General features: G+C 68.8%; 12 protein-coding genes. 9 read left to right on the plus strand and 3 right to left on the minus strand.

What is annotated here, in order from left to right:
* Positions 1-236: 236 nt before the first annotated feature.
* The 3 genes from BLT78_RS10470 (at position 237) to BLT78_RS10480 (ending at position 3,277) form a co-directional block, all read left to right on the plus strand.
* Positions 237-1,532, plus strand: coding sequence for an alpha/beta fold hydrolase (locus BLT78_RS10470; protein WP_090348926.1), 1,296 nt, complete (start codon positions 237-239; stop codon positions 1,530-1,532).
* Positions 1,533-1,545: 13 nt separating this feature from the next.
* Positions 1,546-2,307, plus strand: a complete 762-nt coding sequence (locus BLT78_RS10475) for an MlaA family lipoprotein (protein ID WP_090348927.1) — start codon at positions 1,546-1,548, stop codon at positions 2,305-2,307.
* A 109-nt stretch (positions 2,308-2,416) separates the two neighbouring features.
* Positions 2,417-3,277: a pirin family protein gene (locus tag BLT78_RS10480; RefSeq protein WP_090348928.1), complete on the plus strand. Its 861-nt coding sequence runs from the start codon at positions 2,417-2,419 to the stop codon at positions 3,275-3,277.
* 4 nt (positions 3,278-3,281) lie between these two features.
* On the opposite strand, the gene BLT78_RS10485 is transcribed toward BLT78_RS10480, so the two are convergent.
* Positions 3,282-4,472: a patatin-like phospholipase family protein gene (locus BLT78_RS10485; protein ID WP_090348929.1), complete on the minus strand. Its 1,191-nt coding sequence runs from the start codon at positions 4,470-4,472 to the stop codon at positions 3,282-3,284.
* Between the two features lie 2 nt (positions 4,473-4,474).
* Complete coding sequence (locus tag BLT78_RS10490; RefSeq protein ID WP_090348930.1) at positions 4,475-5,407, minus strand: lipid A biosynthesis lauroyl acyltransferase; 933 nt, start codon at positions 5,405-5,407, stop codon at positions 4,475-4,477.
* A 144-nt stretch (positions 5,408-5,551) separates the two neighbouring features.
* Between BLT78_RS10490 and minC the strand changes: the two genes are divergently transcribed.
* From minC to BLT78_RS10520, 6 genes are all read left to right on the plus strand, one after another.
* Entirely contained in the window at positions 5,552-6,349 is a 798-nt protein-coding gene (minC, locus tag BLT78_RS10495; protein WP_090348931.1) for a septum site-determining protein MinC, read from the plus strand.
* Between the two features lie 55 nt (positions 6,350-6,404).
* On the plus strand, positions 6,405-7,220 hold the full coding sequence (minD, locus tag BLT78_RS10500) for a septum site-determining protein MinD (protein WP_090348932.1): 816 nt from the start codon (positions 6,405-6,407) through the stop codon (positions 7,218-7,220).
* Positions 7,217-7,471, plus strand: a complete 255-nt coding sequence (gene minE / locus BLT78_RS10505; protein ID WP_090348933.1) for a cell division topological specificity factor MinE — start codon at positions 7,217-7,219, stop codon at positions 7,469-7,471. Before minD ends, minE begins: the two co-directional genes overlap by 4 nt.
* Positions 7,472-7,531: 60 nt before the next feature.
* A complete protein-coding gene (locus BLT78_RS10510; protein ID WP_090348934.1) occupies positions 7,532-8,167 on the plus strand; it encodes an RluA family pseudouridine synthase in 636 nt (211 codons plus the stop codon).
* Positions 8,168-8,244: 77 nt separating this feature from the next.
* Complete coding sequence (locus BLT78_RS10515) at positions 8,245-9,534, plus strand: M18 family aminopeptidase (protein WP_090348935.1); 1,290 nt, start codon at positions 8,245-8,247, stop codon at positions 9,532-9,534.
* 10 nt (positions 9,535-9,544) lie between these two features.
* A complete protein-coding gene (locus BLT78_RS10520) occupies positions 9,545-10,198 on the plus strand; it encodes an HAD family hydrolase (RefSeq protein ID WP_090348936.1) in 654 nt (217 codons plus the stop codon).
* A 31-nt stretch (positions 10,199-10,229) separates the two neighbouring features.
* Here BLT78_RS10520 and BLT78_RS10525 read toward each other — a convergent pair whose 3' ends face one another.
* Positions 10,230-11,192, minus strand: coding sequence for an NAD(P)H-quinone oxidoreductase (locus BLT78_RS10525; protein ID WP_090348937.1), 963 nt, complete (start codon positions 11,190-11,192; stop codon positions 10,230-10,232).
* Positions 11,193-11,364: the final 172 nt, after the last annotated feature.

An 11,364-nucleotide genomic window follows, 5' to 3' on the forward strand; every position in this document is an offset into this window, starting at 1 on the left:
GTTCGTACCGCGCGGCACGTTGAGAAAGAGTCCCTTGCGGGATTGTCGCCGGGCCGGACATGGCCGCCCCGGCCAGTGGTCGTGGCCGACGCTTTCGACACCGCACAGGCTGCCAGCGCGGGCACGTCAGGGCACAATGGCAACGTCCCGGCACGCCGGTCGGCCAGCGCCGGCCGCCGGCAACTCGACGCCACAGCGCGGGTCTGATATTGCCCGCCCCCACGGAAGGTGACCGCATGTCGCTCGTTCCCCGTCTCCTCGTCCTCCTCGCCGGCCTCTGGCTCGCCGGCGCACAGGCGGCTGCCCGCGAGGTCAGCGCGCAGGATTACGGCTTCCCGCTGGCCAACCCCTTCGAGGCGACCATCGCCGGCACCCCGGCGCCGCTGCGCCCGCCACTGCCGGACAGCGAGGACATCGACCAGGCCGACTACAGCCTGCGCCTGCGACCGCGCCGCGAACTGCCGGACAACTTCTGGGCGGTGAAGACCTTCAAGTATCGCCTGGCCCGCCAGGCCGGCCCGGCGCCACTGGTGTTCATCATCTCCGGTACGGGTGCGCACTACACCAACGGCAAGACCGAGGACCTCAAGCGCCTGTTCTATGGCGCCGGCTACCATGTGGTGCAGCTATCCTCGCCGAGCAGCCAGGACTTCATGGCCGCGGCCTCGCGCTACGCCACGCCGGGCATCTCCGACCTCGACGCCATCGACCTGTACCGGGTGATGCGCAGGATCCGCGAGCAGCAGCAGGATCTGCCGGTGACCGCCTGGCACCTCACCGGCTACAGCCTGGGCGGCCTGCACGCGGCCTTCGTCAGCCATCTCGACGAACGCGAGGGCGCCTTCGGCTTCCGCCGCGTGCTGCTGATCAACCCGCCGGTCAACCTGGTCACCTCGGTCAGCAACCTCGACCGCCTGGTGCAGACCGAGGTCGAGGGCATCAGCAACAGCCGTACCTTCTACGACCTGATCCTCGCCAAGCTGACCCGCTACTTCGAGGAGCACGGCTCGGCGCAGATCGACGATGCGCTGCTCTACGACTTCCAGCGCTCGAAGCAGCGCCTGTCCGACGAGGAAATGGCCATGCTGATCGGCGCGGTGTTCCGCTTCGCCGCCGCCGACATCGCCTTCACCTCGGACCTGATCAACAAGCGCGGCGCCATCGTGCCGCCGACCTACCCGATGGACGAGGGCACCAGTCTGACGCCGTTCTTCAGGCGCGCCCTGCTCTGCGACTTCCAGTGCTACCTGCGCGAACAGGTGCTGCCCTTCTGGCGCAGGCAGACCGACGGTGGCAGCGTGCTGCAGCTGATCGACCAGATCAGCCTGTACTCGCTGCGCGGCTACCTGGCCGCCAGCGCCAAGATCGCCGTGCTGCACAACCGCGACGACATGATCCTCGGCCCCGGCGATCTCGGTTTCCTGCGCCAGACCTTCGGCGAGCGGCTGACGCTGTTTCCGCACGGCGGCCACTGCGGCAACCTGCTCTACCGCGTCAACACCGAGGCCATGCTGGAGTTCTTCCGTGACTGAACGCATCCCGCCCATGCTGCTGGCCACCCTGCTCGCCTTCGCCAGCCACGGCGCCGCCGCGCAGACCGCTGTCCCCGATGCCGACGGCTTCACCCGGCCAATGGAGCGGCTGCGCTTCAATCCGCAGCTCAACCAGCGCGAATTCGAACGCGCCACCCTGGTCGCCCTGGTCAACAACGACCCGTGGGAGGAGTGGAACCGCCGCGTCTACCACTTCAACCAGCGCTTCGACGAGTGGGTCTACCTGCCGGTGGTCGACGCCTACCGCTTCGTCACCCCGCGTGCGGTGCGCAGTGGGGTCAGCCACTTCTTCGCCAACCTCGGCGAGATCCCCAGCCTGGCCAACCACCTGCTGCAGCTGCAGGGGCGCGACGCCCTGCACACCACCGCGCGCCTGCTGCTCAACACCACCCTCGGCCTCGGCGGCCTGTGGGATCCGGCCAGCCGCATGGGCCTCGCGCGGCGCAGCGAGGACTTCGGTCAGACCCTCGGCTACTGGGGCGTCGAGGAAGGTCCCTACCTGGTGCTGCCGCTGCTGGGGCCGTCCAACCTGCGCGACACCGGCGGCCTGGCGTTCGACACCGCCCTCGGCAACACCTTCGACCCCGCCGGCGCAACCGGCCTGAGCGCACAGGCCACGCCCTACTACGGCCTGATGGCCGTCGATCGCCGCTACATCAACGCCTTCCGCTACGGTCAGCTCAACTCGCCGTTCGAGTACGAGAAGGTGCGCTACGTGTATACCGAGGCGCGGCGCCTGCAGATCGCCGAGTGATGCCGGCGCATCCCATCGATTCGACTGATGGATAAGGTGCAAAATCAGCACCCATCCATCCGCCGACTTGAACCAGAATGGCTGCAACCCCGACCCGAGGAGCTGCGCCATGAGCTATCCCCACTACCGCGACGTGCTTGACCTGCACCAGGGCCGCGCCACTTCCGACGGCGACGGCGTGCGTCTGACCCGCATCATCGGCGGTGCGGGCCTGGAGCGCTTCGATCCGTTCCTGATGCTGGATGCCTTCGACTCCTTCGATACCCGAGACTACATCGGCGGCTTCCCGGCCCACCCGCATCGCGGCTTCGAGACGGTGACCGTGATGCTCGAGGGCCGCATGCGTCACGAGGACCACCTGGGCAATCGCGGCCTGCTGGAGGCCGGCGGGGTGCAGTGGATGACCGCCGCGCGCGGTATCGTGCACAGCGAGATGCCCGAGCAGGAACACGGCCGCCTGTTCGGCTTCCAGCTGTGGCTGAACCTGCCGGCGACGGCGAAGATGGGCCCGGCCAGCTACCGCGACTTCACTCCCGGCGAGATTCCGCAGCTGACCACGTGCCGCGGTGTGGGCGTACGGGTGATCGCCGGCAGCTTCCGCGAGGGCGAACGGGAGCTCGCCGGTGCCGTGCAGCGCCCGCACAGCGAGCCGCAGCTGTTCGACCTGACCTTCCCCCCCGGCGCCTGCCTGATGCCGGATCTGCCGCGCGGGCACAACGTGCTGGTGCATGTGTTCGACGGCGAGCTGACCGTGCGCGGCCAGCGCGATCAGAGTGTGCGCGCCGGTCAGCTGGCGCGCCTGGGCGAAGGCGACAGCCTGCACCTGACCAGCCCCACCGGCGCGCGCGCCCTGCTGATCGCCGGCCGGCCGCTGGGTGAGCCGATCGTGCAGTACGGGCCGTTCGTGATGAACAGTCGCGAGGAGATCGAGCAGGCGCTGGCCGACTTCCGCAGCGGCAGCTTCGCCTGACGGCTCAGCCGGTCGCCAGGCTGCCCTGCAGGGTCGGCAGGCCGAGGAAGCGCTCAAGTTCGGCGCGGCGGTTCATCGCGTCCTGGTAACCGAGCTCGATCAGTTCGTTGCAGTAACCGGCCTCGAACAGCAGGTAGCTGAGCACGGTGGCGCCGCTGGCGCGGGTCGCACCGGGACCGCTGAGGAACAGGCGCAGCGCCCGCGGCAGCAGCTGGCGGTGACGACTGGCGATCTCCTCCAGCGGCCGGCTCGGCGCGATCACCAGCACGTCCACCGGCTGCAGGTAGCTGCCGCGCTGCTCCGGCGCCAGCAGCCGGCTGACCTGATTGAGGCGCTCGAGCAGCTCGATGTCCGCCTCCAGGCTGTCGATGAAGGTGCTGTTGAGCAGATGGCCGCCCATCTGCGCCAGACTCGGCGGGCAGTGCGACGGCGCTGGCTCGCTGGCTACGCAATGATTGGCGCCCGACAGCGGGTTGCCGCTGACGCCGATCACCAGGACGCGCCGCGCGCCGAGGTGCAGGGCCGGACTGATCGGCGCATGCTGGCGCACCGCGCCGTCGCCGAAGAACTCACGGCCCACCCGCACCGGCGGGAACAACAGGGGAATCGCCGCACTGGCCAGCAGGTGCTCGTGGCCCAGCTGTGCCGGCACGCCCAGCCGGCGATGCCGACGCCAGGGCGCGATCGGCGTGGCGGACTGATAGAAGGTCACCGCCTGCCCCGAGCTGTAGCCGAAGGCGGTCACCGCCACGGCGCGCAGCTGGCCGCTGGCCAGGGCGGCGGGGAGCCCGCCGAGGTCGATCTCGGCGCGCAGCAGCTGGCCGAGCGGACGGTTGTCGAGCAGCGCCGCCGGCACTTCGCGGCCCAGACCGAGCAGGCTGTTGGCGACGAAGCTGGCGGCCTGGCGCGCCACGCCGGGCAGGTCGCTGCGGTAGATGCGATCGGTGCTGAAGCCGCGCCAGATGCGGGTCAGCTGGTCGATGCTGGCGCGCATGCGCTGCGCGCCGCAGGCCAGCGCCACCGCGTTGATGGCGCCGGCCGAGGTGCCGACGATCACCGGGAAGGGATTGTCGGCGTCCTCCTCCATAAGGTCGCGGATGGCGCTCAGCACACCGACCTGATAGGCCGCCCGCGCCCCGCCCCCGGAGAGGATCAGGGCCGTGTCGGCCAGCGCCGGCGCCGCGCCATCTGCCATGCTCAGCCCTCCTGGCGATACAGGTTCCCGGCGCCCTCCGGGCGCGTCTTGAAGCGGCGGTGCGCCCACAGGTACTGCTCGGGACATTCGCGCACCACCTGCTCGACCCACTGGTTGATGCGCAGGCAGTCGGCCTCCTCGCTCTCGCCGGGGAAGTCCGTCAGCGGCGGATGCACCACCAGGCGATAGCCGGAGCCGTCGGCCAGACGCTGCTGGGTGAAGGGCACCACCCGCGCCTTGCCGAGGCGGGCGAACTTGCTGGTGGCGGTGACGGTGGCGGCGGGGATGCCGAACAGCGGCACGAAGATGCTCTGCTTGCGCCCGTAGTCCTGATCCGGCGCGTACCAGATGGCGCGCCCGGCGCGCAGCACCTTGAGCATGGCACGCACGTCCTCGCGCTCGATGGCGGTGGCATCGCGGTTGTGCCGCTCGCGACCGCGGCGCTGGATGAAGTCGAACAGCGGATTCTTGTGCTCGCGGTACATGCCGTCGATGGTGTGGCGCTGGCCGAGCAGCGCGGCGCCGATCTCCAGGGTGGTGAAATGCAGCGACATGAGGATCACCCCCTGCCCCTCGCGCTGCGCTGCCTGCAGCTGCTCGAGCCCCTCGATGTGCGCCAGGCGCGCCAGGCGCGCGCGCGGCCACCACCAGCTCATCGCCATCTCGAAGAAGGCGATGCCGCTGGAGGCGAAGTTCTCGCGCAGCAGACGCGCCCGTTCGGCGGCGGACAGCTCGGGAAAGCACAGCTCGAGGTTGCGCGCGGCGATCTGCCGGCGCGACCTGGCGCCCAGCAGCATCAGCGCGCCCAGGCCGCGGCCCAGCCTCAGCAGCAGCGGATACGGCAGCTGTACCACCAGCCACAGCAGCCCGAGCCCCAGCCACAAAGGCCAGAAGCGCGGATGGAGAAAGGCGGCACGGAAGCGGGGACGATCCATCAATACATCCAGTCGGTTGGGCGGACGAGGAAAACGAGCGGAACATTCTACCCATCACATGCCGACGAATCAGCCATGGGTGCAACTTGCGAGCATCAAGGCTTGTCGTTATAAGTCCATCGCATATCCCTGGCTGCAATCGACATGACTCACGCTGATCCGACCGACCAAGAACCCGTGTTCCGGCTCAAGGGCAACATGCTCGCCGTCACCGTGCTGGAGCTCGCCCGCAACGATCTCTCGCGCCTGGACCGGCAACTGGGCGAGAAGGTCGCCCAGGCGCCCAACTTCTTCACCGGCACCCCGGTGGTGCTCGGCCTCGAGCACCTGGCCGAGGACGACGCCGCGCTGGACCTCGGCGCGCTGCTGGACATCTGCCAGCGTCACGGCCTGATCGCCTTGGGCGCTCGCGCCAGCCGCCCGCTCGACATTGCGGCAGCCGAGGAACTGGGGCTGCCGCTGCTGCCGCCAGCCAGCGGTCGCGAGCGACCGCCGAGCGAACCGGCGGCGCAGTCGGAGCCCGCCAGCACGCCGGCGAGCGATGCGCCGGCACAGGTCGAAGGCACGGAGCAGAGCGCTGAACAGGAACAGGCGCCCAGCGAGCCCGAGTGCCGGCCGACCATGGTCATCACCCGTCCTGTACGTGGCGGCCAACAGGTCTATGCTCGTGGGGGGGATCTTGTAGTGCTGTCGGCAGTCAGTCCGGGGGCGGAACTTATCGCCGATGGCAATATCCACGTGTATGGCCTGTTGCGCGGGCGAGTCATGGCGGGCGCCAAGGGCGACACCAACGCCCGGATCTTCTGCCAGCAACTCACCGCCGAACTGCTGTCCATCGCCGGCCAATACAAGGTTGCCGAAGACTTGCGGCGCAGTCCGCAATGGGGGAAACCGGTGCATGTCAGCCTGTCGGGCGGTGTGTTGAACATCACCCGCCTTTAACGGATACTCGCGCCAATTTCAGGGACCTGAACCTATTTCATCTGGGGTAAACACCTTGGCCAAAATCATTGTTGTCACTTCCGGCAAGGGTGGCGTGGGCAAAACGACCTCCAGCGCTGCCATCGGCACCGGCCTCGCCCTGCGTGGGCACAAGACCGTGATCGTCGACTTCGACGTCGGCCTGCGCAACCTCGACCTGATCATGGGTTGCGAGCGGCGCGTGGTATACGACTTCATCAACGTGATCCACAAAGAGGCGACCCTGGGTCAGGCGCTGATCAAGGACAAGCGCCTGGAGAACCTCTACGTGCTGGCCGCCAGTCAGACCCGCGACAAGGAAGCGCTGACCAAGGACGGCGTGGAGCGGGTCCTGGAAGAGCTGAAGAAGGACTTCGAGTACATCATCTGCGACTCGCCGGCCGGCATCGAAACCGGTGCGCACCTGGCGATGTACTTCGCCGACATCGCCATCGTGGTGACCAACCCGGAAGTCTCCTCGGTACGCGACTCCGACCGCATCCTCGGCCTGCTGGCCAGCAAGTCGCAGCGCGCGGAAAAAGGCGAGGAGCCGATCAAGGAGCACCTGCTGCTGACCCGCTACAACCCCGAGCGGGTGTCCAAGGGTGAGATGCTCAGCGTCGACGACGTCGAGGAGATCCTCTCCATCGGTCTGATCGGCGTGATTCCGGAATCCCAGGCGGTGCTCAAGGCCTCCAACCAGGGCATCCCGGTGATCCTCGACGAACAGAGCGATGCCGGCCAGGCCTACGGCGACGCGGTCGATCGCCTGCTGGGCAAGGACGTGCCGCACCGCTTCCTCGAAGTGCAGAAGAAGGGACTGCTGCAACGTCTGTTCGGAGGTCGTGAATGAGCCTCTTCGACTTCCTCCTCTCGCGCAAGAAGACCACCTCTGCCTCGATCGCCAAGGAACGCCTGCAGATCATCGTCGCCCATGAGCGCGGGAGTCGCGGCCAGCCCGACTATCTGCCGGCCCTGCAGGAGGAGTTGATCGCGGTGATCCGCAAGTACGTGCACATCGAACAGGACCAGGTGCAGGTCGCGCTGGAAAACCAGGGCACCTGCTCGATCCTCGAGCTGAACGTCACCCTGCCCGAACGCTGATCGGGCCCGGAAGCACCATGCGGCGGCCTGCGGGCCGCCGCTGTCATTTGTGGAACCGCCATGCCGCTGTCGAACATCGAAATCGTCCATCAGGATGCCGCCCTGCTGGTCATCAACAAGCCGACCCTGCTGCTCTCGGTCCCCGGCCGCGCCGAGGACAACCGCGACTGTCTGGTCACCCGCCTGCAGGACAACGGCTATCCCGAGGCGCGCATCGTCCACCGCCTGGACTGGGAAACCTCCGGCCTGATCGTGCTGGCGCGCGACGCCGACAGCCACCGCGAGCTGTCGCGCCAGTTCCACGATCGCGAGACCGAGAAGGCCTACACCGCGCTGTGCTGGGGCCAGCCGGAAACCGACAGCGGGCGCATCGAGCTGCCGCTGCGCTACGACCCGCCGAACAAGCCGCGGCACATTGTCGACCACGAGCAGGGCAAGCACGCCCTGACCTTCTGGCGCGTGGTCGAGCGCCGCGGCGACTGGTGCCGGGTCGAGCTGACGCCGATCACCGGCCGCTCGCACCAGTTGCGCGTGCACATGCTGGCCATCGGCCACCCGCTGCTCGGCGACCGCCTGTATGCCCACGAGCAGGCGCTGGCCGCCTTCGATCGACTGTGCCTGCACGCCAGCCTGCTGTGCCTGACCCATCCGCACAGCGGCGAGCGCCTGCGCTTCGAGAGTCCGGCGCCGTTCTGAGGGCGCCCGCCCGGCGATTGCGGCACTTGGACGGGCGATTCCGGTAAACTTCGCGCATCACCGCCTCCGGAGCTGTCATGCGCGAAGAACTCAACCAGGGCCTGATCGACTTCCTGCAGGCCTCGCCGACCCCCTTCCACGCCACCGCCAGCCTGGCGCGCCGCCTCGAGGCCGCCGGCTACCGTCGTCTCGACGAGCGCGAGCCGTGGCAGGCCCAGCCCGGCGGGCGCTACTACGTCACCCGCAACGACTCCTCGCTGATCGCCGTGCGCCTCGGCCGCCGCGCCCCGCAGGACAGCGGCCTGCGTCTGGTCGGCGCGCATACCGACAGCCCCTGCCTGCGCGTCAAGCCGCAGCCGGAGCTGGTGCGCAACGGTTTCTGGCAACTGGGCGTCGAGGTCTACGGCGGCGCCCTGCTCGCCCCCTGGTTCGACCGCGACCTGTCGCTGGCCGGCCGCGTCACCTTCAGCCGCAACGGCCGCCTGGAAAGCCGTCTGATCGACTTTCGCGCGCCCATCGCGGTGATCCCCAACCTGGCCATCCACCTCAACCGCGAAGCCAACAAGGGCTGGGAGATCAACCGCCAGATCGAGCTGCCGCCGCTGCTCGCCCAACTGCCGGTGGACGCCAACCGCGACTTCCGCGCCCTGCTGGCCGAACAGCTGGCACGCGAGCACGGCATCCATGCCGAGCGCGTGCTGGACTTCGAGCTGAGCTTCTACGACACCCAGGCCGCCGCTGTGATCGGCCTGGAGCAGGACTTCATCGCCGGCGCACGCCTGGACAACCTGCTGTCCTGCTACGCCGGCCTGGAGGCGCTGCTGACCTCCGGCGAGGACGAGAACTGCGTGCTGGTGTGCACCGACCACGAGGAGATCGGCTCCTGCTCGGCCTGCGGCGCCGACGGCCCGTTCCTCGAGCAGACCCTGCGCCGCCTGCTCGGCGACGGCGAGGACTTCGTCCGCGCCATCCAGCAGTCGCTGCTGGTCTCCGCCGACAACGCCCACGCGGTGCACCCTAACTACGCCGACAAGCACGACGGCAACCACGGCCCGCGGCTCAATGGCGGCCCGGTGATCAAGAGCAACAGCAACCAGCGCTACGCCAGCAACAGCGAGACCGCCGGCTTCTTCCGCCACCTGTGCGCGCAGCACGAGGTGCCGGTGCAGTGCTTCGTGACCCGCAGCGACCTCGGCTGCGGCTCGACCATCGGCCCGATCACCGCCAGCCAGCTGGGCGTGCGCACCGTCGACATCGGCCTGCCGACCTTCGCCATGCACTCGATCCGCGAGCTGGCCGGCAGCCATGACCTCGCCCATCTGGTGCGGGTGCTCGGCGCCTTCTACCGCAGCGCCGAGCTGGTCTGAGGAGCGGACCTTGGCCCTGGCGATCTTCGATCTCGACGACACCCTGATCGGCGGCAACAGCCCCAGCCTGTGGACGGCGCACCTGGCCGACCTCGGCTGGGTCGACCGCGAATACTTCCTGGCCCGCGAGCAGGCGCTGGTGGCGCAGTACGCGGCGCTGCAGATCGGCCTGGAGGAGTACTTCGCCTTCAGCGTGCAGCCGCTGGTCGGCCGTTCGCGCGCGGAGGTCGACCACGTCGCCGCCGCCTTCGTCGAGGAGGTCATCGAGCCGCTGATCCACTCCGACGCCATGCGCACCGTCGCCGACCATCGCGGCGAAGGCGATCGCATCCTGATCGTCTCGGCCTCGCCGAGCTTCCTGGTCGAGGCGATCGCCGCGCGCTTGGGCATCGACGAGCTGCTGGCCACCGAGCTGGAGCTGCAGCACGACCACTACAGCGGCGCCCTGAGCGGCATCCCCTGCGCTCGTGAGGGCAAGATCCGCCGCCTGGAGCTGTGGCGTGCGGCGCAGGGCGAAAGCCTGGCCGGTGCCCACTTCTATTCCGACTCGTGCAACGACCTGCCGCTGCTCCGTCACGTCGAGCATCCGCACGCGGTCAACCCGGACGCGGCGCTGCGCGAACATGCCGAGCGCCACGGCTGGGACATCCTGCACTGGAACTGACGGCGCCCGACGCACCCGGGCGCCGTGCCACTCAGTCTAGGTCCGGATCGATCACCAGCACCACCTTGCCCTGCACCTGGTTGCTGGCCAGATCGGCGAAGGCGGCTTCGGCCTCGGCGATCGGGTAGCGGCGCTCCAGCTGCGGCTTCAGGCGCCCCTCGGCGAACAGCGGCCATACCTGCTGCTCCAGCTCGGCGAGCAGTAGGGCCTTGGAATCGGCATCGCGGCTGCGCAAGGTCGAGCCGATCATCTGGATGCGTTTGCCAAGCAGCAGGGCCAGGTCCAGCTCGGCCTTGCGCCCGCCCATCAGGCCGATGATCACCCAGCGACCGTCCTGGGCGAGCAGCTTGAGGTTGTGGCCGGCATAGCTGGCGCCGACCGGATCGAGGATCACATCGAAGGGGCCGAAGTCGCGCAGCCCGTCGAGACCGTCGCCGCGCAGCACACCGCCCTGGGCGCCCAGGCTCTCGCAGTAGGCCAGGCGCTCGGCCGAACCGACGCTGACCCACACCGGGTTGCCGAACGCCTTGCACAGTTGGATGCCGGCCGACCCCACGCCGCTGGCCCCGGCGTGCAGCAACACCTTCTCGCCCGGCTGCAGGCGGGCGAGCTGGAACAGGTTGAGCCAGGCGGTTGCGTAGACTTCCGGCAGCGCGGCGGCCTCCTGCAGGCTCAGGCCCTCGGGTACCGGCAGGGCGTGACAGCCATCGACCACCACTTCCTCGGCCATGCCACCACCGGCCAGCAGCGCGCAGACCCGGTCGCCGACCCGCCAGCGGCTGCCCGGGCCGACCTCGCTGACCACCCCGGCGCACTCCAGACCGAGCACCTCGGTGACACCCGGCGGCGGCGGATACAGGCCATTGCGCTGCAGCAGATCGGCGCGATTCAGACCGGCGGCGGCCACGCGGATGCGGATCTGGCCGACATCGCACGCCGGATTCGGCTGCGGGCCCCATTCAAGCTGTCCGTCGATACCTTGCAATGCGTTCACGCTACCTCCATATTGTCAAAAGCCCGACGCCCTTTGGCCGCCGGAATCCGCCCGGATTGTGACCCGGAATCTGTCCCCGCGTCAGCCTCCCCTTCCCTCCGGGCGCTTGCTCATGATGGCACCATGGAACCAGGTGCCCTTTACGCTGCCTAACGGGCGTAACCTTCTGCGA

Source organism: Pseudomonas oryzae, from assembly GCF_900104805.1.
GTDB classification, from domain to species: Bacteria; Pseudomonadota; Gammaproteobacteria; order Pseudomonadales; family Pseudomonadaceae; genus Geopseudomonas; species Geopseudomonas oryzae.

What these genes read in the sequence shown, in the direction of transcription:
- BLT78_RS10470 (WP_090348926.1), top strand. Translation starts at nt 237, where the DNA reads ATGTCGCTCGTTCCCCGTCTCCTCGTCCTCCTCGCCGGCCTCTGGCTC.
- BLT78_RS10475 (WP_090348927.1), top strand. Translation starts at nt 1,546, where the DNA reads ATGCTGCTGGCCACCCTGCTCGCCTTCGCCAGCCACGGCGCCGCCGCG.
- BLT78_RS10480 (WP_090348928.1), top strand. Translation starts at nt 2,417, where the DNA reads ATGAGCTATCCCCACTACCGCGACGTGCTTGACCTGCACCAGGGCCGC.
- BLT78_RS10485 (WP_090348929.1), bottom strand. Translation starts at nt 4,472, where the DNA reads ATGGCAGATGGCGCGGCGCCGGCGCTGGCCGACACGGCCCTGATCCTC.
- BLT78_RS10490 (WP_090348930.1), bottom strand. Translation starts at nt 5,407, where the DNA reads ATGGATCGTCCCCGCTTCCGTGCCGCCTTTCTCCATCCGCGCTTCTGG.
- minC (WP_090348931.1), top strand. Translation starts at nt 5,552, where the DNA reads ATGACTCACGCTGATCCGACCGACCAAGAACCCGTGTTCCGGCTCAAG.
- minE (WP_090348933.1), top strand. Translation starts at nt 7,217, where the DNA reads ATGAGCCTCTTCGACTTCCTCCTCTCGCGCAAGAAGACCACCTCTGCC.
- BLT78_RS10510 (WP_090348934.1), top strand. Translation starts at nt 7,532, where the DNA reads ATGCCGCTGTCGAACATCGAAATCGTCCATCAGGATGCCGCCCTGCTG.
- BLT78_RS10515 (WP_090348935.1), top strand. Translation starts at nt 8,245, where the DNA reads ATGCGCGAAGAACTCAACCAGGGCCTGATCGACTTCCTGCAGGCCTCG.